This window comes from Micromonospora sp. B006, from assembly GCF_003408515.1.
Taxonomy (GTDB): Bacteria; Actinomycetota; Actinomycetes; order Mycobacteriales; family Micromonosporaceae; genus Micromonospora; species Micromonospora echinospora_A.
The window spans coordinates 62981-89366 of sequence record NZ_CP030865.1; the positions used below are offsets into that span (position 1 = coordinate 62981).

A 26386-nucleotide genomic window follows, 5' to 3' on the forward strand; every position below is an offset into this window, starting at 1 on the left:
CCAGTGAGGTGAACCTGATGGCGGAACTCCCAGACTCCGTGAGCATCCGTGAGGTCGGTCCCCGGGACGGTCTCCAGAACGAGGAGCCCATCCCCACCGACGCCAAGGTGCGGCTGCTCGACGCGCTGTCCCGCACCGGGGTGCGGCGCATCGAGGCCGTCTCCTTCGTGCATCCCCGGGCGATCCCGCAGATGGCCGACGCCGACGAGGTGTGGCAGCGGGCGGAGAAGGCCGACGGGGTGCGCTACTCCGCGCTGGTGCCGAACACCCGCGGCGCGCAGCGGGCGCTGGCGGCGGGCTTCACCGAAATCGAGGTGGTGGTCTCGGCGAGCGACACGCACAACCGCCGCAACGTCAACCGCTCCACCGACGAGTCGCTCGACGACATCGCCGAGCTGATCGACCTGCTGCACGCCGCGGGCGCGACCGCCGAGGTGATCGTGGCGACCAGCTTCGGCTGCCCCTACGAGGGCGACGTGGACCCCCGCCGGGTCGCCGCGATCGTGGACCGCGTCGCCCGCGACGGCGCGGACCGCGTCGCCTTCGGCGACACCACCGGCATGGGTACGCCCCGGCGCGTCCGTGAGCTGGTGACCGCGGTCCGGGACCGGAACGCCCACCTGCCGGTGCTGCTGCACTTCCACAACACCCGGGGTACCGCCCTGGCGAACATGCTCACCGCGATGGAGTTGGGCGTCACCGAGTTCGACGCCAGCGTCGGCGGCCTCGGCGGCTGCCCGTACGCGCCGGGCGCCAGCGGGAACCTGGCCACCGAGGAGGCGGTGCACATGCTGCACGACATGGGCATCGACACCGGCATCGACCTGGACGCCCTGATCGCTGCCGCCGAGCTGGCCGAGACCCTGGTGGGCAAGAAGCTCCCCTCCGGAGTCCTCCGAGCAGGCCCCCGCACGCGCCTGACTCCCCTCCCGTCCTGACCCGCCCTGCCTACCGTTGATCAAGGAGTTTGTGTCCTCCGGGTGCCCGAACGAGGACACGAACTCCTTGATCACGAAGGTGAATGGGGTGCGGGGGTGTGGCGGGGTGCCGGGAGGGGTGCGGGTGGGGTAGCCTAACGATCGTTCAGGTCGGTGGCGCCCTGCGCGGGCGGTGGCAACGGGAGTCGGCGTGACGCTCGACGGTGAGGCACTGGAGCAGCTGCGCAAGCGCGCCCGCGCCGGTGGTGCGGACAAGTACCATGCGGCGAACGCCGCCAAGGGGAAGCTGTTCGCCCGTGAGCGGGTGGCGTACCTGGTCGACGAGGGCTCCTTCGTCGAGGACGGGCTCTACGCCAACGCGATGGCCGACGGGCTGCCCGCCGACGGCGTGGTCACCGGCACCGCGACCATCGACGGCCGCCAGGTCTGCCTGATGGCGAACGACTCGACTGTCAAGGCCGGCAGCTGGGGCGCGCGTACCGTCGAGAAGATCATCCGGACCATCGAGCGGGCGTACGCGACCGGCGTCCCGATGGTCTACCTGGTCGACTCGGCCGGCGCCCGGATCACCGACCAGGTCGACCTGTTTCCGGGGCGGCGCGGCGCCGGCAAGATCTTCTGGAACCAGGTCCGCGCCTCCGGCTCGATCCCGCAGGTCTGCGCGCTGTTCGGGCCGAGCGCGGCGGGCGGGGCGTACATCCCGGCGTTCTGCGACGTGGTCGCCATGGTGGACGGCAACGCCAGCATGTACCTCGGCTCGGACCGCATGGTCGAGATGGTCACCGGCGAGAAGACGACGCTGGAGGCGATGGGCGGCGCGAAGGTGCACTGCGCCGAGTCCGGCGTCGGTCACTTCCTCTGCAAGACCGAGAACGACGCGCTGGACGTGGTGCGGACCTACCTGTCCTACCTGCCGTCGAACTGGAAGCAGGACCCGCCGGCCGCCGAAGCCGTGGACGCGCCGGAGAAGGCCGACCTGGCCGCGCTGGTCCCGGCCAGCGAGCGGCAGGCGTTCGACATGCGCCGGTACGTCAAGGGCCTGCTCGACGAGGGCAGCTTCTTCGAGATCCAGGCGCTCTGGGCCAAGGAGCTGACCGTCGGGTTCGGCCGGCTCAACGGCGAGGTCGTCGGCGTGGTCGGCAACAACTCGATGTTCAAGGGCGGCGTGCTCTTCGTCGACTCGGCCGACAAGGCGACCCGGTTCGTGCAGCTCTGCGACGCGTTCAACGTGCCGCTGCTGTTCCTCAGCGACGTGCCCGGCTTCATGGTCGGCAGCGCGGTGGAGAAGCAGGGCATCATCCGGCACGGCGCCAAGATGATCACGGCGATCTCCGAGGCGACAGTGCCCAAGATCTGTGTGGTGGTCCGCAAGGCGTACGGCGCGGGTCTGTACGCGATGGCCGGCCCCGGCTTCGAGCCCGACGCCACCATCGCGCTGCCCACCGCGAAGATCGCGGTGATGGGCGCGGAGGCCGCCGTCAACGCGGTCTACGCCAACAAGATCGCCGCGATCGAGGACGAGACCGAGCGGGCCGCGTTCGTGGCCGCGAAGCGCGAGGAGTACGAGCGCGACATCGACGTGGTCCGCCTCGCCAGCGAGCTGGTGGTGGACGCCATCGTCGAGCCGCACGAGCTGCGCGCCGAGCTGGTACGCCGGTTCGCCGCCGCGCGCGGCAAGGAGCGGCACTTCTCCCGGCGCCGCCACGGCGTCACCCCGGTCTGACCGACACACGCCCGCCCCGGTCTGACCGACACACGCCCGCCCCGGTCTGACCGACACACGCCCCGGCGTCACGAGCGCCCGGCCCGTCCGTACCGCCGTCCCACCAGGAGGATCAGATGGACTTCCGGCTCAGCGACGACCAGGAGGCGCTGCGCTCAAGCGTGCGGGAGTTCGCCCGCGAGGTGGTCGCGCCCACCATCGCCGAGCACTACGAGCAGCACACCTTCCCGTACGAGATCGTCCGTCAGATGGGCAAGATGGGCCTGTTCGGGCTGCCCTTCGCGGAGGAGCACGGCGGCATGGGCGGCGACTACTTCGCGCTCTGCCTGGCCCTGGAGGAACTGGCCCGGGTCGACTCCAGCGTGGCCATCACGCTGGAGGCGGCGGTGTCGCTCGGCGCGATGCCGATCTACCGGTTCGGCACCGAGGAGCAGAAGGCGCAGTGGCTGCCGAGGCTGCTCAGCGGTGAGGCGCTGGCCGGGTTCGGGCTCACCGAGCCGGGCACCGGCTCGGACGCGGCCGGCACCCGGACGCGCGCGGTGCTGGACGGCGACGAGTGGGTGATCAACGGCTCGAAGGCGTTCATCACGAACTCCGGCACCGACATCACCGCGCTGGTCACCGTCACCGCCGTCACCGGTACGCGGCCGGACGGCGGCAAGGAGCTGTCCACGATCATCGTGCCGTCCGGTACGCCCGGCTTCACAGTCGCGCCCGGCTACTCGAAGGTCGGCTGGACCGCGTCGGACACGCACGAGCTGACGTTCGACGACTGCCGGGTGCCGGCGGCCAACCTGCTCGGCGAGCGCGGCCGTGGCTTCGCGCAGTTCCTGCGCATCCTGGACGAGGGCCGGATCGCCATCGCGGCGCTCGCCGTCGGCCTGGCCCAGGGCTGCGTGGACGAGTCGATCAAGTACGCGAAGGAGCGCCAGGCGTTCGGCCAGCCGATCGGCAACTACCAGGCCATCCAGTTCAAGATCGCGGACATGGAGATGAAGGCGCACACCGCCCGGCTGGCCTACTACGACGCGGCCGCGCGGATGCTCGCCGGTGAGCCGTTCAAGCGCCAGGCGGCGATCGCCAAGCTGCACGCGAGCACCGTGGCGGTGGACAACGCCCGCGAGGCGACGCAGATCCACGGCGGGTACGGCTTCATGAACGAGTACCCGGTGGCCCGCTTCTGGCGGGACTCGAAGATCCTGGAGATCGGCGAGGGCACCAGCGAGGTGCAACGCATGATCATCGCCCGCGACCTCGGTATGTGAGAGGCGCCCTCGTCCGCGCCCTGTCGGATAACGGCGAGGGACGGTCGGGTGGTTGACGATGGGCTGTGGAGCGTCGGAGTCCATCCGTACTCTTCGTGCCCATGACTCCGGATCATGACGGTGCGCGGGGCCCAGGTGGTCGCACCGGTCTGTCCGATCTGTTGCGCGGGCACCGGCTCGCCGCCGGCCTGACTCAGGCCGAGCTGGCGGGCCGGGCCGGCGTGGGCGTGCGGACGGTCCGCGATCTGGAGCGGGGCCGGGCCACCCGCCCTCAGCGCACCACAGTGGACCTGCTGGCCGACGCGCTCGGCCTGGCCGGTGACGACCGACGGGAGTTCGTCGCCACCGCCCGGCCCGGACCGCGCCTCGCCGACACCCACACCGACGCCGGACCGCTGGTCGCGTTGCCCCAGCCCGTGCCGCTGCTGGGCCGCGACCGGGACGTGGCCGAGGTGGCCGGCCTGCTCGACGCGTACCCGGTGGTGAGCCTGGTCGGGCTCGCCGGCGTCGGCAAGACCGCGCTCGCCATCGCTGTCGCGCACGCGGTGGCGGCCCGGCACCCGGGCGGGGTGACCGGGGTGCTGGTCGGGGAGGGCTCGGACGTCGCCGACGTGCTCGCCGCGTCGGCGTCGGTGTTCGGCGTGAACCGGCTGGCCGATCTCGCCTGCCGGCTCGACGGCCGGTCGGCGTTGCTGCTCGTCGACGCGGTCGACCGGGCGCCCGAGCCGGTGGCCGGGGCGCTTCGCGCCCTGACCGCGGCCGTGCCGGACCTGCGGGTGCTGGTGACCGGCCGCCGCCCGGTCGGGCTGCCCGGTGAGCTGGTCCGCCCGGTCGCGCCGCTCGACGTGCCACCCGCGGACGCCGCGCCCGCCGACCGCTCCGACCTGGATCGCTGGCCGGCGGCGGCACTGTTCGCCGCCCGCCTCGCCCAGGCCCGCCGCGAACCGCCCACGGCGGCCGAGCTGCCGGCGCTCGCCGCGCTGGTACGCCGCCTCGGCGGGCTGCCGCTGGCGATCGAGCTGATGGCGGCGCGGGGACGCATCCTCGACGTCACCGAACTGCTCGACCGCTACGGCGACCGTGTCCTGGACCTGACCGGCGCACATCCCGGCTGGGAGCCCGCCGACCGGTCGGCCGGCACGGTGACGCTGCGCGAGGCGGTGGCGAGCAGCTACCGCCTGCTCGCGCCGGCCGACCGGGCCGCGCTGCGACGGCTCTCCGCGTTCCGCAACCGCTGGTCGGTCGAGCTGGCCGAGGACCTGCTCGCCGGTGGCGGCAGGCGGTGGGACGCGGCACCGATGCTGGACCGGCTGCGCGAGCTGGGCCTGCTCAGTGTCCGGGGCGCCGGCCCCTTCCGGTTCCGGCTGCTGGACGCGGTCCGGGACTTCGCGGCCGAGCAGGCCGACGTCGAGGGCGAGACCGCCGGGATCCGGCTCCGGCACGCCTCGGTGATCGCCGGGCTCGTCCACCGCACCGCGCCCGGGCTGGTGGGCGCACAGTTGCCCGGCGTGGCACGCCTGCTCGACGAGGCGACCGGCGACATCACCGCCGCCCTCGCGTACGCCGCCGAGCACGCGCCGGAGACGGCGCTGCTGCTGGCCGCCTCGCTGCCCCGCTGGTGGCGGCTGCGCGGGCGGGACGTCTCCGGTCGGCGCTGGCTGCGGCGGCTGCTGGCCGATCCGCGAACCGCCGGCACCCGGTCCACGCTGCGGGCCTGGGCGATGCTCGGCGCGGCCCGGCTGGCCGTCGAGCACGGCGCGGGCGCGGAGGAGTTGCCGGCCGCCCGGGCCGCGCTCGTCATCTTCGCCGAGACGGGCGACGTGATCGGGGAGCTGTCGGCCCGGTCCGTGCTCTGCGTGCTGCTGCGCGGGCTCGGCGCGCACGACGAGGCCCGCGAGCAGGCCGAGGCCGCGCTGGCGACGGCCACCCGGCACGGCCGGATACGCGAGATGGCAGTCGCCCAGGCGCACCTCACCTGGCACGACGTACGCGCGGCGCGGCTGGCCGACGCCCGGCGGCGGCTGGCCACCGTGGACCGGCTGGCGGCGCAGTGCGGCGACCGGCGCCTGCGTCTGCTGGCGCGGGCCGACCAGGCCGAGCTGACCCGCCTGGAGGGCCGGTACGCGGAGGCGGTCGAGCAGGGGCGCCGGGTGGCGACAGCGCTCGCGGAGCTGGGCGATCCCGGTCGGCGGCGGCGGACGGTCGGCAAGGTCGCGTTGGCCCTCGCCGGCCAGGGCCGGAGCGACGAGGCGCTGGCAGCGGCCGCCGAGCTGTGGCCCTCGGGTGCGGTGCCGGGTCAGCGCCGGCCGCCTGTCGTGGAGAGCCTGAATCCGCCCGGTGTGGTCGCGGACGCCCGCGCCGAGGACGCGCTGCGCGGGCTGATCGAGGGCCATGTGGCGCTGCACCGGGGGGATCGGGAACTGGCGGTGGAGTGGTTCGCCGCGGCGGCCGACGCGGCGGAGGGCGGCGCGGGGCGGCGCGACCTGGTCGAGGCGCTTGTGGGGCTGGCGGTCAGCACCGGAGATCCGGCAGTGCTCGACCGCTTGGACAACGCGCGGCGGGTCACCGGGGTCAGCCTGCTGCCGCGGGAGGAGGAGCTGATCTTCTCCCTCGCGGCGCGGCGTCAGAAGGCGCGCTGACCGGTGGCGCGTCCGGCGGGCCGGGGAGGATGGAGGGCGCGGGGGTGGCGCGAACGAAGTAGCCCCCTGGTGCTGCCCCTCGCTCGACGCTCGCGCCAGCACCCCCCGGTGCCCCCCGCTGCGGGAAGACTACCGAGGTACTGCGAGAGATATGGGGGCTTATGCACCGGTTGCCCGGCTGCCTGAGTGGTTCTGCCGGTTGTTCTGCCGGTGACCCGCTGGTATTGACCAGCGGGCCGCCGGGCGGTGAACCGTCGGCAGTGGACCGTCAGGCGGCGTCCTCGGCCAATTCGGTGCTGCCGGCCGTGGCGCCGGGGTGGACCGCGTCCCGGACCCGGCGTAGCCCGTCCAGCAGCCCGTCGAGCTGGTCCGGATCGAGCTGGCCGGTGAACCACTGCTCGATGATCCGCAGGTGGCCGGGAAGGATGGCGTCCAGCCGGCTCAGGCCCGCGGCGGTGACCACCGCGAAGGAGCTGCGGCGGTCGGACGGGCAGGCGCGCCGACGGATCAGCCCGTCCCGCTCCATCCGGTCCACCACGCGGGTCACGCCGCTGGTGGAGAGCGAGGTCTGCGCCGCCAGGTCGGTCATCCGCAGCTGGTTGTTGGGTGAGCGGGCGAGTCGGGTGAGCACCTCGAACTCGACCGGGGAGAGGCCGTGCTCGTCGAACTGGGCGGCGAACCGGGCGGAGAGCCCGGCGTGCGCCTCGACGAGGAGGCCGACGGCGGTGATCCGGGGATCGTCGAACACGTTCTGGTCCACGCCACCATCCTAGCAACACTTGACACAGGGAATATTGCTGTAGCTATAGTTGCTCAGTCAGTCGTTGGGATACTAAACCGTTTTCCCCGGAGGAGAGCACCATGACCAGCAGCACCGAGGCGACTACCCGCGACTGGGAGGGTCTCACCATCCCCACCCCCGGTACCTATCTTCTCGACGCCGCGCACAAGCGTGTCGGATTCGTCGCCCGGCACATGATGGTCAGCAAGGTACGCGGTGAGTTCGCCGACGCAACCGCCACCATCACCGTCGCCGACGACCCGATGCAGTCCACGGTCACCGCCAGCATCCAGGCCGCCAGCATCAACACCGCCCAGGCGGACCGGGACGCGCACCTGCGCAGCCCGGAGTTCCTCGACGTCGAGCAGTACCCGACGCTGGAGTTCCGCAGCACCGAGGTGAAGTCCCGCGAGGGCAACGAGTTCGTCCTCCTGGGCGAGCTGACCATCAAGGGCGTGACCCGCCAGGTCGAGCTGGAGGTCGAGTTCGAGGGCGTCGGCCGCAGCCCCTTCGGGCAGGACATCTTCGGCTTCTCCGCCTCCACCGAGATCGACCGCGAGGACTTCGGCCTGACCTGGAACGTGGCGCTGGAGACTGGCGGCGTCCTGGTCGGCCGCAAGATCAAGATCGAGATCGAGGGCGAGGCCATCCGCCAGGGCTGAGCCCGGCCAGGTCCGCAGGGCCCGCACCGTCCCGCCGACGGTGCGGGCCCTTCCCGTGTACGCGCGGCGGTGCGAATCGTCACGCGATGTTCTCCGGCCGACGGTGCTGGTGAGGGCCCCGACGGGGTACAGGTGCAGATCTGCCGCCCGTCCAGCGGGCGGCGGACGGGGCGCACTTACGCGCACCACGCGAATGGTTCACAATGCGTTGCGGAACGGTACGGTTCCGTCGCACCGGCGTCGGGAGGACACATGGGCAGAGACGTCGACCAGGGCGCCTTCTCCCGCGAGGATCGGGTCCGCTACCGGCAGAAGGTCCGGCGCTGCCTGGACGTCTTCGCACTGATGCTCGACGACTTCGGCTTCGACGCCGACCGGCCGATGACCGGGCTGGAGATCGAGCTGAACCTGATCGACGCCGCCGCGGAACCGGCCATGCGCAACGACCAGATCCTGGCCGACATCGCCGACCCGCTGTTCCAGACCGAGCTGGGGCAGTTCAACCTCGAACTGAACGCCTCGCCCCGACTGATCGAGGGCAGCGGCTTCGCCGACTACGAGCAGGACCTGCGCAGCAGCCTCAGCCGCGCCGACGAGCGGGCCGCCAAGTCCGACGCGACGATCATGATGGTCGGCATCCTGCCCACGCTCACCGAACGCCACCTGGTCGCGGACAACCTCTCCACGAACGAGCGGTACCGCGTCCTCAACGACCAGATCGTCGGCGCCCGGGGCGAGGACATCGAGCTGGACATCAACGGCGTCGAGCGGCTGCGTACGCACACCGACTCGATCGCGCCGGAGGCCGCCTGCACCAGCCTCCAGTTCCACCTCCAGGTCGCGCCGGACAGCTTCGCCGACTACTGGAACGCCTCCCAGGCGATCGCCGGCGTTCAGGTCGCCGTAGGAGCCAACTCGCCGTTCCTCTACGGCCGGCAGCTCTGGGCGGAGACCCGGATCGCGCTGTTCCAACAGGCCACCGACACCCGTCCCGACGAGCTGAAGGCCCAGGGCGTACGCCCCCGGGTGTGGTTCGGGGAACGCTGGATCACCTCGATCTTCGACCTGTTCGAGGAGAACGTCCGCTACTTCCCGCCACTGCTGCCGATCTGCGAGGACGAGGACCCGGTCGAGGTGCTGCACGCCGGGGGCGTACCCCAGCTCGGCGAGCTGCGGCTGCACAACGGCACCGTCTACCGCTGGAACCGGCCGGTCTACGACATCATGAACGACCGTCCGCACCTGCGGGTGGAGAACCGGGTGCTGCCCGCCGGCCCGACAGTGGTGGACATGCTCGCCAACGCGGCGTTCTACTTCGGGCTGGCCCGCGGCCTCGCCGAGGCGGACCGTCCCATCTGGAGCCAGTTGACGTTCAGCTCGGCGGAGGAGAACTTCCACGCCGCCGCCCGGCGCGGCATCGAGGCGGTCCTGCACTGGCCGCGCCTCGGCGACGTGCCGGTGACCAAGCTTGTCCTCGAGACGCTGCTTCCGGTGGCCGAGCAGGGGCTGGACCGGTTCGGCGTCGCCCCGGCCGAGCGCGATCGCCTGCTCGGCGTGATCGAGGGCCGCTGCCGTACCGGCCGCAACGGCGCGGTCTGGCAGACCGAGACGGTGTGGGCGGCCGAGCGGCGCCAGGGCATGGACCGGAAGGCCGCCCTGCACCACATGGTCAAGCGGTACGCCGAACTCCAGCGCAGCAACGAGCCCGTACACACCTGGCCCGTCGACTGACCCCGCCCCCGCCCCCGCCCTCGCCTTCCCCGCCCCCGCCTCCGCCTCGCCGATCTGTGAGTGGGGTTGTCAAGTGGTGCGGTGGTGGTTGGTGATGGTGCGGTAGATCTGTCGGGCGATGTAGCGCTTGAGGCAGCGGGTGATTTCTTTGGTGGTGCGGCCTTCGGTGCGGCGTCGGGTGATGTAGTCGCGGGTTTCGGGGTGGATGCGGCGGCGGGTGAGGGCGATGGTGTGTAGGGCGCTGTTGAGGGTTCTGTCGCCGCCGCGGTTGAGGCGGTGTCGGTTGGTGCGGCCGCTGGCCACGGGGATGGGGGCGGTGCCGGCGAGGGTGGCGTAGGCGGCTTCTGAGCGGACGCGGCCGGGGTGGGACCAGGCGGTGAGGGCGATCGCGGCGGTGACGGGTCCGATGCCGGGTTGGTCGAGCAGGGGTGGGCACAGGTGGGTGACGAGGGCTCGTAGGCGTCGGTGGTTGTCGGCGAGGGCGGCGTCGAGGGTCTGGATTTGCCGGGCGAGGGTGGTCAGTTCGCGGCGGCGGGTGTGTTCTTCGCAGGGCAGGTCGGTGGTCTCGGGTAGGTCGAGGGCGGCCAGGCGGGCGATCTGGGTGGTGGTGGACAGTCCGCGCAGTGTGTGGCGCAGGGTGTCGTCGGCGGTCAGGATCAGCGCTTTGACCAGGTTGATCGTGGCGGTGCGGGCGTCGCTGTGGTGTCGGCGGCAGACCAGCAGCAGGCGCAGCGCTTCGCGTGGCCCGTCGCTGCGGGGTGCGGCGACACGCTGCAGGGGAAGGGCGAGCACGGCGTGGGCGGCGGCGACCGCGTCGAGCTGGTCGGACTTGCCGCCTCGTCGGCGCGACGCGGCGGCGGGTTTGGGTGCCTCGCTGACATCTTCACCAGCAGCGTCCAGCACCCGGCACAGCCCTTGACCGTGTGCCCGGGTGCCTTCCACCGCCCACAACCGGCGCCCCCGCGGTGGGGTGTGCGCGACGGCGAAGTCCAGCAGCCGCGCCAACCCGTCCGGGTCGGTGGACACGGTGACCTGCGCCAACACGGCGCCGAGGCGGTCGACCACGGCGGCGGTGTGCGTGTCGGTGTGGGTGTCTACCCCCACCACCACGTCGTAGCGATCCGCGACCCGCTCTACGATCCTTGCCATCTCGGATTGTTGCTCCTTAGCCAGCGACGACCGGGACAGTCGGCGTCGGCTCGGGAAGCAGTCACCACGACGGCAGATCTGTGATGGGCCACGTGTGCTCGCACGGGCAGGCTTCTGATCAGGCCAGCAGGGTGGGCCGGGCCGGCGCCGACGACCACCTGGGGACAGGTCTTGGACAAGACACACCCGCAACCCGAGCGGCCGGATCGACGAAGAGTCACCCAAGTGATCATCGATGCCGAACCCTAACGGCAACCAGCCGAACCGATCACCACACACATAGAAGCGTCTTGGAGTTGTGGCGCCTCAGATGTCCGCTTCGCGGCTTACGCGAGGTGCCACAACTCCAAGATCGACGGGAGTGGCGAGATTCGGCCGAGCCGCCGAGCAGCGTCGGTCTACGACGAGGGCTTGCCTGACCGTGACGAGGAGTCGTCCTGGCTGGTCTGCGGGTTCGGGTGGTCGAGGGTTTCGGGCTGCCGCTGCGGCGGGACGGCCCGACCCCGCCGGCCGGTAGCCGACCGGGTGGCACGGCCCTTCTCCGTTCCGGTCCGGCCGACGGCTGCGCCAGGCCCGTCCTCCGCTGCGGCCGTCGCCTCACGCGTGTCGGCCGAGGTGTTCGGTGCCTTGTCCGTCCCGGTCGCCCGATCCACTGACCGCTCCGAAGCCGACCGGCCCGATGCCGGCCGGTCCGCCGCCGATCGCTCCGACGCCGACCGGCCGACGGCCGACGGGCCAGCCGCCGACGGGCTCGACGGATCCGCCGCTGACGGGCCCGACCGCTCCGACGCTGACGGGCCTGATGGGTCGACCGCTGACGAGCTTGACGGATCTGCCGCTGACGTGCGGGCCTTCCGCGCCCCGAACAATCCGGTCGAGCGCCTGCGTGACACGCCCGACGGGCGCTCCCCGGAGTTGCCCGACGACGACGTGCCGGACGGGTCCGACACGGATCCGGCCGGCTCCGAGGGCCCGTCCTTCGAGGCCGGGTCGCCGGTCGTCGGGTCGGTCTCGCCGCTGATCGGGTCCGGCTCGCCGGTGCGCTGGCGGGGGACTGTCACCCGCTCGGCGCTGCGGCGCTCGGCGCGCTGGGCGAGCGCCGCCATCAGCATCGAGCCGCCGACACCGGCGATCACCGCGTACGGGGCGATCAGGTGGGCCGACAACTGCTCGGCGGCGATCCCGGCGAGCCGCGGTACGGCGAGCAGGTACGCCAGCGCCACGAGCAGCGGTCCGGCCGCCCCGGAGGCCGCCGCGCCGACCCGTACCTCCGGAGCGCGGGCCGCACGCCGGGCGGCCAGCACGCCGATCACCAGCGCGGAGAGCACCGACAGCAGCGCGCCGGGCCAGTAGAAGTAGTCGCGGATCCAGAACGCGCCACGGTCCGCGCTGATCTGCCAGATGCCGAGCTGGGCGGTGGTCAGGCCACGGCCGGCGACCACCCCGTCGACCACCGACACGACGGCGAGCAGCCAGAGCCAGCCCGAGGTGGCGATGAGGTTGGTGGCGGCGGCGCGGGTGTGCAGCGCCCAGGTGGCCAGCAGCATCCCGAGCAGCAGCCCCGCTGCGGCGTAGGCGGCGGCGACGGTCTGCGGCGCGGACACGTCCGGCACCTGGGCCGCCCGCGCCGGCACCGCCACCAGCAGCACCGTGACGAGCGCGCCGACAGCTGCGGCGAGCACCAGCGCGAGCCGGGGTGGCCGGCCCTGCGACTCGTCGTCCCGGCCCCGCAGGCGCTGGGCGCAGACCGCGCCGGCGATGACCGAGGTGGCCGCGATCCAGGTCGCCCAGGCGAGGCTCGCCACCCAGGCCGCCTCGATGCGTACCGCGCCGGTCGGCGCCCAGTTGATGATGCCCAGCCCGTACCCGAAACCGAGCTGCGCGGCGCCCGCGCCGGCAGCGACGCCGAGCGCGGCGGCGGTCGATCCTCCCCAGCCCCGACTGACCATGCCGGGGAGCGTAACGTCCCGAGGTCGGCGCGGCGAGTCGTGGCGACGGGCCGTGACCGTTTGGCAGCTGTGGATACGGTCGTCGATGAGCGGGGGCGGGGGAGCATGACGGACGAGCGGCGACCGGACGGCGACGGCACCGGCCCGGGACGGGCCAGGTTGCTCCTCGGCGGCGGTCTGGCAGTGGTTCTGCTGGCGGTGATCGGGGGCAGCGCCGGTTGGATCCTGGCCGGTGACCCGGACCGCCCGGCCGCGCCCGGCGAGGCCGCGCCGGTCGTCACGGCCTCGACGTCCGCGCCGGCCACCACGCCACCTGCGACCACAGCCGCCGCCCCGACCGGTACGCGGACGAGCGCGCCCGCCGGGCTCACCGTGCCGGAGGTGGTCGGCGTCGACTTCGAGCAGGCCCGCCGGGAGCTGCGTGACCGCCGGCTCGGCTGGCGACTGGTCTTCGGCACCGGCGCCGGACGCTCGGTGGAGCGCGCCTCGCCGGCGCCGGGCACGCCGGTGAAGCGCGGTGTCACCGTCTCCCTGTTCGTGACCGGACCGGCCCCGGCGGTCACCGTGCCCGACGTGGGCACGCTGTCCTGCTCCGACGCGGCCGACGACCTGGTGGACGCCGGCCTCTATCCCCGGTACGGCACCGGCCGCCAAGGTCCGGTCACCGCGCAGGAGCCGGTCGCGGGCAGCCCGGCGCGGTGGAACGACCAGGTGGTGCTGACCTGCGGCGACACCCGGTCCGTGTCGCCGGGCGCCACCCCGTCGCCGACTGGCTGACCGGCGCGGGCGCGCTGATCCCGGCCGACGTGGCCGTGGCCCGTTACGGTGGACGATCGAGGGCCGTGCGCCCCGTCCCGGTGGGGAAAGGACGTGCCATGAGCGACGACCGTCAGGATCCTCCCGCCGGTGACGCGGACGAGACCCGCGCCATGCCCCGGGATCCGGCCGGGGAGGACGCCGACGCCACCCGCGCGCTCCCTCGAAACGCTCCCGTGGACCCCGACGCCACTGCCGCGATGCCGCGCGACGTGGGCGCAGAGGACGTCGACGCGACCCGCGCCATGCCGCGCAACGCCGCCGGGAGCGACGCGACCCGCGCGATGCCGCCGGACGCGGGCGACGCCACCCGTCCGGTGCCCGGCGGACCGTCGCGGCGTCCGCTCGACGCCACCACCCCGCAGGAGCCGGTGGGCGCCTGGTCCGGCCGGGCCGGGGTGCCCCCGCCGCGACCGGCCGGCTATCCCGAGCCGGGGGGCGAGTGGTACGGCGACGAGCAGGCCGGACGCCGCTGGTGGATGCCGATCCTGCTGGGCATCCTGGCGCTGCTCCTGCTGGGGTTGATCGGGGTGGGGGTGTGGCTGGCGCTGCGCGCCGCCGACCAGGACTCCGATCCGGGGACGGTGCCGTCGGCGGTGCCGAGCACCTCGGCGCAGACCAGTGCCGCCCCGACGAGCGCCGCACCGAGCAGTTCCCCGCCGAGCACGCCGCCGACCACCGAGGCGGTCGAGGTGCCGATGCCACCGCTGGTGGGGCTGCCGGAGGCCGCCGCCCGGGCGGCGCTGGACCGGCTGGACGTGGACTACCGGGTGCAGCGGCGGGCGTCGGACCGGCCGGCCGGCACGGTGATCTCGACGGATCCGGAGGCCGGCTACCCGGTGGGTGAGGACGACCGGGTCACCATCGTGGTTGCCGTACCCGCGCCGCCGACCGCCGGCCCGAGCACGCCGGGTTCCGCCCCGGCGACCACCACCACGACGCCCTGACGCTCGCCACTGGCGTCGGGACGCTCACCACTGACGTCGGCGGGTGCCGACCAGGCCGAGGCCGGCGAGTGAGATGGCGAGCCCGAGCAGGCCGGAGTAGAACAGTGACCGGCTGAGGTCGCTCGTGGCGTCGACGGGCCGCTCGGCGAGCGCCTCGCCGCCCCCGGTGCCCGCGGGCGGCGTGTCGGCGTCCGGATCGTCCTCGTCCTGCGACGGGTCGGTGGGAGACCAGCCGTCCTCCTCGTCGTCGTACTCGTCCTCGCCGGCCGCCGCCCGGGCGTCCTCGCCGGATGCGGCGCGGCCGTCCTCACCGGCCACGGTGATCTCCGGGGCCGGTACGGGCTCGGCGAGCTGCTGGGTGGCGGAGAAGGCGGGGTGCCGCACCACGAGCGCGAGCGCTGTGGCGACGACGAGGAAGACGAACAGCCCGAGGGCATAGCCGACACGGGACCGGTGGTGCCGCCGCGCGGCGGGCAGATTGACCATGACCATCCCAGGTTCAGGGTCCATGGCGCGCGGGGTGGAACGTGCCGGGGTGGGCGTACCGATTCTATGGCGACGGCACGCCCTCCCGACCGGGAATCGTGAGGTCAGCCCACCCGGACCGGAGTCCGGACCACCGGGCGGCGGGCCGTCCGGACGGTGTGTTGCCGGGGCACCGGCGCGGCGTGGACCTGCTGCAACCCCTCTTGGAGTACGAAGATCGACCTCCGGTTGACCGCGTCCCCCGCCGCGTTCAACTCGTAGCCGTCGAGCCAGAGCCAACCGTCGTAGGTCGGCCAGTCGAGCACCCGGATCACCCGGAACATGATCGGTCGGAAGAACTGGACACTCGCCGCGCGCGTCACGTGCAGTACGTCACCGGAGCGGGGAAGCACATGGGCTCCTGGGGAGGGTCGGCCGGTCGGGACCGGCGAGGCGGAACGGGGTCGGTGCGGTCCGATGACGGGGGTCTGCCTCGTGGACCGGCGGTCGTTGGGTCGGTGCTGGTCGGGCCGTACCCGCGGTGGCGGACCGCCACCCGACCATCACCCGGCTGCTCCCGGTTACCGCTCCCGCCGCCGCAGCCGAGCTGGCGTGCAGCGACGGGGTCTTCATTCCGGGGCAGGTCGCACGGCGCGGGACGGCTCCCCTCCGGCCGTCCCACGGATCGTGGTACCACCACGCCCGGAGATCGTTCGAAGACGGTGAGTAACCCGTGCCATACGGACAGAGTGCTACAGCGACGTGCGACATGCAAGTTGCACGTCGTGTTTTGCGGATAGGTGAGGAGGACACGTGAACAGGAAACTTGAAGCGTCAGGTATCGGGGCGTCACACTGGACGCCGGTTTCGCCCGTCGCGGCCGGTCGATGACCGGCACCACCCCTGCCGCGAACGCTCGCCCACCGCCCGCCGGTCGCGCCCGCGGTGGGTGCCCAACCGGGGCGCGACCGACCGGAGGTAGCCGGGTGACTGTGACGCAGTCGCGAGCCGAGGAGGCGCCGTGACCGAACGGCGCAGCCCCACCATCCGGCGGCGCCGGCTGGGGGCGGAACTCCGCCGGCAGCGCGAGGCCGCGGGCATCACCATAGAAGCGGTCGCCGAGCAGCTGGAGTGCTCGGCGTCGAAGGTCTCCCGGATCGAGACCGGCCACACCACCGCCACGCCGCGCGACGTACGCGACATGCTCCGCATCTACGGAGTCGTCGGCGCGGAGAGCGACGAGCTGGTGCAGATCGCCCGGGAGGCCCGGCAGAAGGGCTGGTGGCATCCGTACAGCACGGTGCTGGTCGGGGCGTACGTCGGCCTGGAGGCCGCGGCCAGCAACATCCGGGCATACGAGCAGCAGGTCGTGCCGGGGCTGCTGGAGACCGAGGAGTACGCCGGTGCGATGATCCGGGCGGCGCGGCCGGACTTCACCGCCGAGCAGGTCGACCAACGAGTGCGTGTCCGATTGGGCCGTCAGTCGTTGTTGACGCAGGACGATCCGGTCGATCTGTGGGTGGTGCTCGATGAGGCGGTGCTGAGCAGGCCGGTTGGCGGCGACGCGGTGATGCGTGGTCAGCTCAAGCGGCTGGTGGAGGTGGCTGAACTGCCGAACGTGACAGTGCAGGTCCTGCCCTTCGAGGTGGGTGCGCACGCGGGCATGGACGGCACCTTCACGATCCTCAGCTTCCCCGAGCCGAGCGATCCCGATGTCGTGTACGCGGAGAACGCCACGGGTGGGCTCTTCCTGGAGAAGAGCGACGAACTGCAGAAGTACAGCTTCATCTTCGATCACATTCGAGCAGCGGCCATACGCCCGGAGGAATCCATCGCACACATCGCGAAACTGGCAGAGGAGCCACTGTGGAAATGGCGACCAAGGAGTTCCCCGTGGACCTGACGCAGGCGACGTGGTTCAAGAGCTCGAAGAGCGGGCCGAACTGCGACAACTGCGTGGAGGTCGCGTACGTGACCGGGGCGGTCGGGGTCCGGGACTCGAAGGACAAGACTGGCCCGGCCCTGGTCTTCGCTCCGGACGACTGGCAGACCTTCGTCGCCCGCGCCCGGGGCGGCGCGTTCGGCCGGAGCTGACCGGCACCGCAGCGTGGTCCCGCCCGGCAACGCCGCCGGGCGGGACCATTCGCGTCCGGGCGCCGCACCCGTCGCCAGTTTCGATCCGCCTCGTTGAACCGCACGGATCGGCAACCGAACGAGGCAGGCGAGACGGATGACGACGATCGGTTCAGAGAACCTCACCAGCGGCCCGGGCAAGCCCGAGCGGTTCGGTGGCAAGTACCGGGGTGCCCGCCGGGACACCGTCCTCACCGAGGTGGTCTCCGGTGACGGCGAGGAGGCCCGCGAGGGTGGTGTGCCCGAGCAGGCCGCGACGCCGCTGTCCCTGCCGTCGCTGGACCCCAACCCGCTCACCGAGCCGTCCTTCCCACCGAGCGGCTGGCCGATCGAGCAGCAGGAGTCCCTGGTGGACCACCCGCTGCTGCGCGGCCTGCTGATGGAGCTGCCGCCGAAGGGCAGCGTCCCTCCGCCCGGCTGGCTGGACCGCTGGTTCGAGGCGACCCGCGCGATCCTGGAACTGCTATACGTGCAGGGCACGAGCCGGTCGCGCTGACACCACCTCGGCGGCCGGCATCGCCCGTTCGGCGAGCCGGTTGTGCCGCAGCGCGTGGCGTACCCCGATCGCGCACACACCGAGCACCGCGACGGTGATCACCGGGCCGGCCACTCCCGGCGCGGCGAACAGGTCGACGCCGACCGCCGGCAGCACCGCCACCAGCACCGCGAGCGCCGTCGCCTGGAGCGGCAGCGCGATCAGCGGGTGCGCCGAGGCCGCACGCAGCCCGTGCGGGGCGGGTGTTCCCGGCGCCGCCGCGAACGCGCCCGCGCCGGACCGCAGCCGCCGGACCCGCCGTACCGTGCAGACCGCCACCACGGCCGCCGGCACCGCCGCGACGCCGAGCGCGGCGGCGGCCCGGTCCACGGTGGTGTCACCGGCGCTCTGCAGGCCCGCGGCGAGGACCGCCGCGGTGAGCGCGAGGCCGGTCAGCACCAGGGCGGACAACCATCCGGTACGCCGGCGCAGCGCCCGGGCGCGGTCCAGCCCGGGCAGGCCCTCCGCGACCAGGCCGGCGGCCAGCCAGACGGCGGCGACGGGAAGCAGCACGGCGAGACGGTCATCCATGCCCCCTAGCCTTGCCCGTTTCGACGTTCGCCGAATCCGGGACGGCACCCCGGTTCGTCCCGTATCCGGGCCCGTAGGGGTCGTCGGGGCGGGTCAGACGTCGAAAGTGGCCGGTCGGGTGGTGGCCGGCGCCGGCGGGGTGGCCTTCCACAGCCCGGTCTTCTGGGCCGCGAGCCGGGCCAGGTAGGCCGGGTTGAGGATGACGTAGCGGCGCCACAGGCGCTTGGGCTCCAGGCCGAGCCGCCAGAACCACTCCAGCCCGGCGCGCTGCATCCACGGTGGCGGGTTGCGCAGCAGCCCGGCGTGGTAGTCGAACGCCGCGCCGACCGCCATCAGCGGCATGTCCAGCAGCGGGCGCATGGCGTACGCGAAGACCTCCTGGCGCGGGCAGCCCAGCCCGACCAGGACGAGGCGGGCGCCGCTGGCCCGGATCCGGTCGGCGATCTCGGCGTCCTCGCCCGGCGTGGCGGCGCGGAACTTGGACGGCTCGACCCCGGCGATCTTCAGCGCGGGGAACTTGCGCTCCAGCGCCGGTACCAGCCGGGACAGCGTCTCCTCGGTGGAGCCGTAGAGGTAGACCGGCAGCCCTTCCTCGGCGAACCGGGCGAGCACCCGCAGGGTCAACTCCGGGCCGTAGACGCGATCGGTGAGCCCGGCGCCGTGCAGCAGGTTGAGCGCCCAGCGCACCGGCTGCCCGTCCGGGGTGACCACGTCGAACGAGTTGAGCCGGGCGTTGTGCGCCGGGTCGAGCACCCCGGTCATCACGCCGTGCACGGCGAGCGCGGTGAGCGCCAGCGGGCGGCGCTCGTGCGCGGCCGCCACCACGGCCTCGGTGGCCCGGGCGTAGTCGGTGGCGTCGACCCCGACGCCCAGCACGTTGCGCTTGGTCCCGGCGCTCATGCCTTCGGCACCCACTTGTCGACGTTGGCCTCGTGGATCTCGCGGAGGATCATCGGCACGTCGTACGTGATCTTCCAGGACGGGTAGTGCTCCTCGAACCGGGCCATGCTGCTGACGTACCACTGGTGGTCGCCGGTGCGGGCCTGCTCGACGTAGTTGATCCGGGCCTCGCGGCCGGTGATCTCCTGGGCGATCCGGAACGCCTCGATGTGCGAGGTGTTCGAGTGCCGGCCGCCGCCGAGGTTGTAGACCTGGGCGGAGCGCGGCTCGCGGAAGAACGCCTCGAACGCGGTGAGCACGTCGTGCGAGTGGATCGCGTCCCGGACCATCTTCCCCTTGTAGCCGAAGAGGTTGTACGTCCGGCCCTCCATCACGCAGCGCATCAGGTACGCCAGGAAGCCGTGCAGCTCGGCGGCGGAGTGCGCCGGGCCGGTCAGCGTGCCGCCGCGGAAGCAGGCGGTCTTCATGTCGAAGTAGCGGCCGTACTCCTGGACCATCACGTCCGAGGCGACCTTCGAGGCGCCGAAGATCGAGTGCAGCGACTCGTCGATCGACATGTCCTCGGTGATGCCGTCGTACCAGCGGTGGTCCTCGGGCAGTTCGTACCGGGTCTCCAGCTCGATCAGCGGGAGCGAGTTGGGCCGGTCGCCGTACACCTTGTTCGTGGAGCAGTGGATGAACGGCGCGTCGATCGCGTGCCGCCGGGTGTTCTCCAGCACGTTGAGCGTGCCGCCGGCGTTCACGTCGAAGTCGGTGAACGGCTCCTTGGCGGCCCAGTCGTGGCTCGGCTGGGCGGCGCTGTGGATCACCACGGCGATGTCCTTGCCGTAGCGCTTGAAGACCTGCTCCAGCCCGTCCCGGTCGCGGATGTCGACGGCGTGGTGGGTGTAGGCGGAGCCGAGGTCGGCGGCGAGCCGGTCGAGGCTCCAGGCGGTCGAGCCGTCCTCGCCGAAGAAGTACCGCCGCATGTCGTTGTCGATGCCGACCACGTCGAGACCGAGTCCGGCGAAGTGCCGGGCCGCCTCGGAGCCGATCAGACCGCCGGAACCGGTCACCAACGCGACAGTCACACGCCACTCCTGGTCCGTGGGAGGCAGGGAAACCATCGGAGCATAGCGTGACGTCCGGAACGCCCCGATACGAAGCAAGGGCCCCGCTGTGTGCGGAGCCCTTGTCATGGTGGGGATGGGGGGAGTTGAACCCCCACGTCCTTTCGGACACACGGACCTGAACCGTGCGCGTCTGCCATTCCGCCACATCCCCGTGGCACGACCCGGAACACCATATCGCATCCCGCACCCGCCATCTGCGGCGGGTGCCGGGACATATTACGCTGTCCACTGGCCACGCCACGAACGATCACCGCTCGTGGCGGGCGAAACTTTAGCACGTCCGCGGGCCTGGTCACGAACGGGCCGACGGCAGCCGGCCGAGCGGCGTGTGAGCTGCGGAGGCGGTGTCCGGATACCATCATTGCCTCGGGACCCGAGGAGGAGCCGGTGAGCGTGCTGCAACGCTTCGAGAAGCGTCTGGAAGGCCTGGTCGAGGGGGCCTTCGCCAAGGTCTTCAAAGGGGTGGTTCACCCCGTGGAGATCCTCAACGCCATGCAGCGGGAGGCCGAGGCGCACAAGGCGATCCTGGCCGGTGGGCGCACCCTTGTGCCCAACCGCTACGTGATCGATCTCTCGCCCTACGACCACAGTCGTCTGGCGCCGTACGCTGCCGCGCTGGCGCAGGAGCTGGCCCAGTCGCAGGCCGAGTTCATCGGCGAGCAGGCGTGGACGGTCTACGGCGACGTGATCGTCGAGGTCGAGCGCGGTGAGGGCCTGGACACCGGCATGTTCCGGGTCACCGCCGAGGTCTACACCGGCGGGGACGTCGCCCCGGTCTCCGCGCCCGGCGGCTACGACGCCGGCCCGGCGTACCCGGCGTACGACCAGGGTGGCGGCTACGGCCCCCCGCCCGGTCACGGCGGGGGCCGCAACGTCCGCCTGGTCTCCGGCGACGGCCGCACCTACCCCCTCCAGATGGGCTCGACCGTGATCGGCCGCGGCGACCAGGCCAACCTGCGCCTGCCCGACGTCGGCATCTCGCGGCGCCACGCCCGGCTGGACTTCGACGGCGGGCAGGTCGTGCTGACCGACCTGGGTTCCACGAACGGCACGATGGTCAACGGCCAGCGCGTCTCGGCGGTCGCCCTCAACCCCGGCGACATGATCCAGCTCGGCACCACGACGCTGACCTTCCGCGTGGACGGCTGATCCCCGTTGCCGGAGCTCGTCATCACCGTCGCCCGGTTCGGGTTCCTCATCCTGCTGTGGATCTTCGTGTTCACGGTCGTCGGTGTGATCCGCCGGGACCTCTTCGCGGGCGCCCGGTCGGGCCGCCTGGTGGCCGCGCCGCGGGGGATCGGCGCGTCGACCGGGCAGCCGGGAAAGCCGGCGAAGGCCAAGCGCGGCCGGGCCGCCCGCCAGCTCGTGGTCACCGCCGGTCAGCTGGCCGGCACCCGGATCACGCTCGGGGAGGCCCAGATCACCATCGGCCGGGCGGAGGACTCGACGCTGGTGATCACCGACGACTACGCCTCGGCGCGACACGCCCGGCTGGTGCCCCGCGACGGGCAGTGGTACGTCGAGGACCTCGGATCGACTAACGGCACCTATCTCGATCGCGCTAAGGTCACCGGACCAACCCCCGTCCCCCTCGGCGTGCCGATCCGGATCGGCCGCACTTCCCTCGAATTACGGCCATGACTCTGACCCTGCGCTACGCGGCCCACAGCGACCGCGGTCTGATCCGAGACGGTAATCAGGATTCCGTCTACGCCGGACCGCGGCTGCTCGCCGTGGCCGACGGCATGGGCGGCATGGCCGCCGGTGACGTCGCCAGCAACATCGTCATCGGTGCCATGGCGCCCCTCGACGAGGACGTCCCTGGTGACGCCCTGGTCGACGCGCTCCGCTCCGCCGTGGGCACCGCCAACCAGCAGCTCCGCGACACCGTGGACGCCAACCCGCAGCTGGAGGGGATGGGCACCACGCTCACCGCGACCCTCTTCTCCGGCAGCAAGCTCGGGATGGTCCACATCGGTGACTCGCGGGCCTATCTCCTGCGCAACGGCGAGTTCGCGCAGATCACCAAGGACGACACGTACGTCCAGATGCTCGTCGACGAGGGCCGGATCAGCGCGGAGGAGGCGAGCAGCCACCCCCAGCGCTCGCTGCTCACCCGGGCGCTCGACGGCCGCGACATCGACCCGGAGTACAGCGTCCGGCAGGTGCTGCCCGGCGACCGCTACCTGATCTGCTCCGACGGGCTCTCCGGCGTGGTCAGCGCGGACACCATCGCCGACACCATGCGGGAGTACCCCGACCCGCAGCGGTGCGTGGAGCGCCTGGTGCAGCTCGCGCTGCGCGGCGGCGGCCCGGACAACATCACCGTGATCATCGCCGACGCCACCGACCAGGACATCGTCGAGGCGTCCCCGATCGTGGGCGGCGCCGCCGCCCGGGACCGCGGCATGGCGACCTCGGCCGACGACTCCACTCCGGCGGCCCGCGCCTCGGCGCTGTCCGCGCCCCGGCCACCCGTGCCCGAGGAGCCGGCGGACAACCGCGACGACGAGCCCGAGGGCCGTCGCCGCCGGCCGCTGCGCACCGTCGCGATGGTGGTGGCGCTCGCGGTCATCGTCGGCGGCGGCATGTTCGGCGGCTGGACGTACACCCAGCGGCAGTACTACGTCGGCGCCACCGACGACGGCCAGCTCGCGGTCTTCCGCGGGGTGCCCGGCCAGGTCGCGGGGCTGGACCTGTCGAACGTGCACGAGCGCAGCGGCGCCCGGCTCGACGACCTGACGCTGGCCGCCCAGGAGCGGGTGAAGCAGGGCATCCAGGCCCGCAACGAGCCGGACGCCGAGCGCCGGCTGGCGGAGCTGACCAGCGACGACCCGGGCAACCCCAACCTCAAGCCGCTCTGCCCGCCCGACCCGTCGCCCGGCGTGACCAGCCCGACCCCGGTGGCCACGACCGACCCGCTGTCCCCGCCTCCCGGCGGCAGCCCGCTCCCGTCCACGCCGCCCGCGGGCGCGTCGACGCCCACCCCCGGCGCGCCGACGCCGACGTTCACCACCACGCCCGACGCCGTCCCCTCCGACACCGTTCCGCCGGCCGACCCGGCGGGTTGCCGGTCGCCGCAGTGAGTGTCGGCTCGATCCCGAGGACGTATCCGTGACCGCAGCCGCCGTACCGGCCGCCTCGCCCGCTTCGACGGGCGAGCAGTCCGGCGTACGCCTGGCCCGGTCCCGGCGTAACGCCGAGCTGTCCCTGCTCCTGCTCGCCATGGTGCTCGTGGCGGCGTACGCGGCGATGGTCGAGGCGAAGGCGCTGGACACGATCACGAACGACTTCTGGATCCCGGCCGCCGCGCTGGGGCTGGTCTTCCTCGGCCTGCACCTGGTGATCCGCTGGCTCGCGCCGTACGCCGACCCGGCGCTGCTGCCGGCGGTGGCCCTGCTCAACGGCATCGGCGTGGGCTTCCTGCGCCGGTACGACCTGGCCAAGGCCGCGCCCGCGGAGCGGGAGGACCTGGCCATCTTCGCCGGCACCGGTGGCCGGCAGCTCGCCTGGACGCTGGCCGCCGTGGTGCTGGCAGCCGGGCTGCTGGCGATCCTGCGCGACCACCGCTCGCTGTCCCGGTACGCGTACACGCTGGGCCTGGCCGGCATCGTGCTGGTGATGATCCCGGCGGTGCTGCCCAGCCGTTTCTCCGAGATCAACGGCGCCAAGCTGTGGATCAAGTTCGGCGGGTTCTCCATCCAGCCGGGTGAGTTCGCCAAGCTGGCCCTGCTCACGTTCTTCGCCTACTACCTGGTGCGCAAGCGCGAGGTGCTGTCGCTCGCCAGCCGGCGCGTGCTCGGCATCGACTTCCCGCGCGGGCGCGACCTCGGCCCGGTGCTGGTGGTCTGGCTGGTCAGCCTCCTGGTCCTGATCTTCGAGAAGGACCTGGGCACCTCGCTGCTCTACTTCGGCATGTTCGTGGTGACGCTCTACATCGCCACCGAGCGGGTCAGCTGGCTGCTCATCGGCCTGATCCTGTTCTTCGGCGGCGCCTACCTGGCGTACCTGCTGGGCAGCACCGTGGGCGGCCCGTTCGCCAACTTCTACGACCGGGCGGAGATCTGGCTCGACCCGTTCGCCGAGCCGTACGACCGGGGCTACCAGTTGGTGCAGGGCCTGCTCACGCTCGGCATCGGCGGCCTGTTCGGGGCCGGTCCGGGTGGCGGCCAGCCGACGCTGCTGCCCGAGGTGCAGACCGACTTCATCTTCGCCGGCATCGGTGAGGAGATCGGCCTGTTCGGTCTCTCCGCGCTGCTGGTGATCTACCTGCTGATCGTGGAGCGTGGCCTGCGTGCCGCGCTGGCGGTGCGGGACTCGTTCGGCAAGCTGCTCGCCGGTGGCCTGGCGTTCACGCTGGGCCTTCAGGTGTTCGTCATCGTCGGCGGCATCAGCAAGCTCATCCCGCTGACCGGTCAGACCACCCCGTTCCTGTCCGCCGGTGGTTCCTCGCTGATGGCGAACTGGCTGCTGATCGCGGTGCTGCTGCGGGTCTCCGACGGCGCCCGCCGCCCGGTGACCGGTGGTGGCGGCCCGGCGGCGCGGCCGTCCGGTGGTCCGCCCGAGCAGTTGCACGGCGCCCCGACGGAGGTGATCCGACCGTGAACGCCCCTCTGCGCCGCGTCGGCGTGGTCGTGATGGTCCTGTTCGGGCTCCTCTTCGCGAACCTGAACTGGATCCAGGCATACAAGGCCGACGAGTACCGCAACAGTGACTACAACGGCCGGGTCCAGGTCGCCGAGTACGACCGCAAGCGCGGCAACATCGAGGTCGGCGGCACCGCGTACGCGCTCAGCAAGGAGACCGGCGGTGAGCTGAAGTACCAGCGCACCTACCCGGGCGGCGAGACGTACGCGCACGTGCTCGGCTGGAAGCCGGTAAACGGCAGCGCGAGCGGTATCGAGCGGGTGGAGAACGACTTCCTCGCCGGCACCAGTGACGCGCTCATCGCCAACCGGATCAAGGACATGTTCACCGGTGACGAGACCGGTGGCGGGAACGTGGTGCTGACGCTGTCGAAGCGGGCCCAGGAGACGGCGTACAAGCAGCTGAACGACAACCAGGTCGGGGCGACGAAGGGCGCGGCGATCGCTATCGACCCGCGTACCGGCGCGGTGCAGGCGCTGGTCTCCATGCCGAGCTTCGACCCGAACCCGCTCGCCAGCCACAACAGCACCGAGGCGGACCGGGCGTACAACGCGCTGGAGAAGGACAAGGACCGGCCGCTGGCGAACCGGGCGCTGTCCGAGACGCTGCCGCCCGGCTCCACCTTCAAGATCATCATGGCGGCGGCCGCGCTGGAGAACGGCGTCGGCCAGCAGACCCGCATCCCCGCCGGCTCCAGCTACACCGCGCCCGGCGCCGGGCAGCCGATCCGCAACGCCGCGCCGTCGATCTGCCCCGAGTCGCAGGTGACGCTGCGCGAGGCGGTGACCGAGTCCTGCAACACCGGCTTCGCCCAGCTCGGCGTGCGGCTCGGCGCGGACAAGGTGAAGGAGAAGGCCAAGCAGTTCGGCTTCGAGCAGGACGACCTCACAGTCGGCCAGCTCGGCGAGGGTGGCCTCCCGGTGGCGGCCAGCCGCACCGGCGACATGCAGAACCCGGACGGCAGCACCGACCCGGCCGCGCTCGCCCAGTCGTCGATCGGCCAGAACAACGTGCGGATGACGCCGCTGCAGGGCGCGATGATCGCCGCCGCGGTGGCGAACAAGGACGGCAAGCAGATGCGTCCGTACCTGGTCAAGCAGTTGCTCGGGCCGGACCGCACCACCGTCTACGACCCCGCCCAGCCGCGCGAGCTGCGCCGCCCGATCAGCGGCCAGGTCGCCGCCGACCTGCGCGACATGATGCAGAACGTGGTGAAGGAGGGCACCGGCCGCCGGGCCGCCATCGACGGCTACCTGGTCGGCGGCAAGACCGGTACCGCGCAGTCCGGCCCGAACACCCCGGACCACGGCTGGTTCATCGGCTTCGCCCTGGACAAGGACGGCACGCCACTGTCCGCCGTCTGCGTCGAGCTGGAGCAGGCGGGCAACGGCGGCAGCGCCGAGGCGGCCCGCATCGCCGGCCGGATCATGGCGGCGGCCATCGCGGACTCCGGGAGGCGCTGA

The 26386-nt window shown here is 72.4% G+C and carries 23 protein-coding genes, 1 tRNA gene and 1 pseudogene; 16 read left to right on the forward strand and 9 right to left on the reverse strand.

What is annotated here, in order from left to right:
- Nucleotides 1–17 precede the first annotated feature (17 nt).
- The 4 genes from MicB006_RS00320 (at nt 18) to MicB006_RS00335 (ending at nt 6565) form a co-directional block, all read left to right on the forward strand.
- A complete protein-coding gene (locus tag MicB006_RS00320; RefSeq protein WP_116511027.1) occupies nt 18–938 on the forward strand; it encodes a hydroxymethylglutaryl-CoA lyase in 921 nt (306 codons plus the stop codon).
- Between the two features lie 190 nt (nt 939–1128).
- Nucleotides 1129–2661: an acyl-CoA carboxylase subunit beta gene (locus MicB006_RS00325; protein WP_116503078.1), complete on the forward strand. Its 1533-nt coding sequence runs from the start codon at nt 1129–1131 to the stop codon at nt 2659–2661.
- A gap of 116 nt (nt 2662–2777) precedes the next feature.
- Nucleotides 2778–3926, forward strand: coding sequence for an acyl-CoA dehydrogenase family protein (locus MicB006_RS00330; RefSeq protein WP_116503080.1), 1149 nt, complete (start codon nt 2778–2780; stop codon nt 3924–3926).
- Nucleotides 3927–4027: 101 nt separating this feature from the next.
- Complete coding sequence (locus MicB006_RS00335; RefSeq protein WP_116503082.1) at nt 4028–6565, forward strand: helix-turn-helix domain-containing protein; 2538 nt, start codon at nt 4028–4030, stop codon at nt 6563–6565.
- A gap of 268 nt (nt 6566–6833) precedes the next feature.
- Here the strand turns inward: MicB006_RS00335 and MicB006_RS00340 are convergent, their stop codons facing one another.
- On the reverse strand, nt 6834–7325 hold the full coding sequence (locus MicB006_RS00340) for a MarR family winged helix-turn-helix transcriptional regulator (RefSeq protein ID WP_073826928.1): 492 nt from the start codon (nt 7323–7325) through the stop codon (nt 6834–6836).
- Between the two features lie 101 nt (nt 7326–7426).
- Between MicB006_RS00340 and MicB006_RS00345 the strand changes: the two genes are divergently transcribed.
- Together MicB006_RS00345 and MicB006_RS00350 are read left to right on the forward strand one after the other, a co-directional pair.
- Nucleotides 7427–8008: a YceI family protein gene (locus MicB006_RS00345; protein ID WP_116503084.1), complete on the forward strand. Its 582-nt coding sequence runs from the start codon at nt 7427–7429 to the stop codon at nt 8006–8008.
- 252 nt (nt 8009–8260) lie between these two features.
- Entirely contained in the window at nt 8261–9739 is a 1479-nt protein-coding gene (locus tag MicB006_RS00350) for a glutamate--cysteine ligase (RefSeq protein WP_116503086.1), read from the forward strand.
- A 69-nt stretch (nt 9740–9808) separates the two neighbouring features.
- On the opposite strand, the gene MicB006_RS00355 is transcribed toward MicB006_RS00350, so the two are convergent.
- Together MicB006_RS00355 and MicB006_RS32150 are read right to left on the reverse strand one after the other, a co-directional pair.
- Entirely contained in the window at nt 9809–10888 is a 1080-nt protein-coding gene (locus MicB006_RS00355) for an IS110 family transposase (RefSeq protein WP_116503088.1), read from the reverse strand.
- 710 nt (nt 10889–11598) lie between these two features.
- Nucleotides 11599–12837: pseudogene (locus MicB006_RS32150) on the reverse strand (hypothetical protein); the annotation flags it as partial.
- Between the two features lie 105 nt (nt 12838–12942).
- On the opposite strand from MicB006_RS32150, the gene MicB006_RS00365 reads away from it, so the two are divergent.
- Both MicB006_RS00365 and MicB006_RS00370 read left to right on the forward strand, forming a co-directional pair.
- On the forward strand, nt 12943–13614 hold the full coding sequence (locus MicB006_RS00365; protein WP_116503092.1) for a PASTA domain-containing protein: 672 nt from the start codon (nt 12943–12945) through the stop codon (nt 13612–13614).
- Between the two features lie 98 nt (nt 13615–13712).
- Nucleotides 13713–14600: a PASTA domain-containing protein gene (locus MicB006_RS00370; protein ID WP_116503094.1), complete on the forward strand. Its 888-nt coding sequence runs from the start codon at nt 13713–13715 to the stop codon at nt 14598–14600.
- A gap of 24 nt (nt 14601–14624) precedes the next feature.
- Here the strand turns inward: MicB006_RS00370 and MicB006_RS00375 are convergent, their stop codons facing one another.
- Nucleotides 14625–15092, reverse strand: a complete 468-nt coding sequence (locus MicB006_RS00375; protein ID WP_370013522.1) for a hypothetical protein — start codon at nt 15090–15092, stop codon at nt 14625–14627.
- A gap of 98 nt (nt 15093–15190) precedes the next feature.
- A complete protein-coding gene (locus MicB006_RS00380; protein ID WP_116503096.1) occupies nt 15191–15478 on the reverse strand; it encodes a hypothetical protein in 288 nt (95 codons plus the stop codon).
- Between the two features lie 608 nt (nt 15479–16086).
- Here MicB006_RS00380 and MicB006_RS00385 point away from each other — a divergent pair.
- The 3 genes from MicB006_RS00385 to MicB006_RS00395 all read left to right on the forward strand — a co-directional run bounded on the left by MicB006_RS00385 (nt 16087) and on the right by MicB006_RS00395 (nt 17694).
- Entirely contained in the window at nt 16087–16968 is an 882-nt protein-coding gene (locus MicB006_RS00385) for a helix-turn-helix transcriptional regulator (protein WP_073826920.1), read from the forward strand.
- Nucleotides 16938–17159 carry a DUF397 domain-containing protein gene (locus MicB006_RS00390; protein WP_116503097.1) on the forward strand — a complete coding sequence of 74 codons (222 nt, stop codon included), beginning with the start codon at nt 16938–16940 and terminating at the stop codon, nt 17157–17159. The genes MicB006_RS00385 and MicB006_RS00390 overlap by 31 nt, the downstream gene beginning before the upstream one ends.
- 136 nt (nt 17160–17295) lie before the next feature.
- Nucleotides 17296–17694 carry a hypothetical protein gene (locus tag MicB006_RS00395; RefSeq protein ID WP_030500485.1) on the forward strand — a complete coding sequence of 133 codons (399 nt, stop codon included), beginning with the start codon at nt 17296–17298 and terminating at the stop codon, nt 17692–17694.
- Here MicB006_RS00395 and MicB006_RS00400 read toward each other — a convergent pair.
- From MicB006_RS00400 to MicB006_RS00415, 4 genes are all read right to left on the reverse strand, one after another.
- Entirely contained in the window at nt 17662–18264 is a 603-nt protein-coding gene (locus MicB006_RS00400; RefSeq protein ID WP_116503099.1) for a hypothetical protein, read from the reverse strand. The two genes, MicB006_RS00395 and MicB006_RS00400, sit on opposite strands and share 33 nt — an antisense overlap.
- Before the next feature lie 93 nt (nt 18265–18357).
- Nucleotides 18358–19164, reverse strand: coding sequence for a WecB/TagA/CpsF family glycosyltransferase (locus tag MicB006_RS00405; protein WP_116511031.1), 807 nt, complete (start codon nt 19162–19164; stop codon nt 18358–18360).
- A complete protein-coding gene (locus MicB006_RS00410; protein ID WP_192900167.1) occupies nt 19161–20270 on the reverse strand; it encodes an NAD-dependent epimerase/dehydratase family protein in 1110 nt (369 codons plus the stop codon). Before MicB006_RS00410 ends, MicB006_RS00405 begins: the two co-directional genes overlap by 4 nt.
- 71 nt (nt 20271–20341) lie before the next feature.
- Nucleotides 20342–20427 (reverse strand) — tRNA-Leu (locus MicB006_RS00415).
- A 209-nt stretch (nt 20428–20636) separates the two neighbouring features.
- Between MicB006_RS00415 and MicB006_RS00420 the strand changes: the two genes are divergently transcribed.
- The 5 genes from MicB006_RS00420 to MicB006_RS00440 are packed head-to-tail and all read left to right on the forward strand — an operon-like array spanning nt 20637 to nt 26386.
- Nucleotides 20637–21425, forward strand: coding sequence for a DUF3662 and FHA domain-containing protein (locus MicB006_RS00420; RefSeq protein ID WP_026267912.1), 789 nt, complete (start codon nt 20637–20639; stop codon nt 21423–21425).
- A gap of 6 nt (nt 21426–21431) precedes the next feature.
- Entirely contained in the window at nt 21432–21917 is a 486-nt protein-coding gene (locus MicB006_RS00425; protein WP_073826916.1) for an FHA domain-containing protein, read from the forward strand.
- A complete protein-coding gene (locus tag MicB006_RS00430; RefSeq protein ID WP_116503103.1) occupies nt 21914–23362 on the forward strand; it encodes a PP2C family serine/threonine-protein phosphatase in 1449 nt (482 codons plus the stop codon). The genes MicB006_RS00425 and MicB006_RS00430 overlap by 4 nt, the downstream gene beginning before the upstream one ends.
- Before the next feature lie 28 nt (nt 23363–23390).
- Nucleotides 23391–24881, forward strand: coding sequence for an FtsW/RodA/SpoVE family cell cycle protein (locus MicB006_RS00435; protein ID WP_116503105.1), 1491 nt, complete (start codon nt 23391–23393; stop codon nt 24879–24881).
- Entirely contained in the window at nt 24878–26386 is a 1509-nt protein-coding gene (locus MicB006_RS00440) for a penicillin-binding protein 2 (protein ID WP_116503107.1), read from the forward strand. Before MicB006_RS00435 ends, MicB006_RS00440 begins: the two co-directional genes overlap by 4 nt.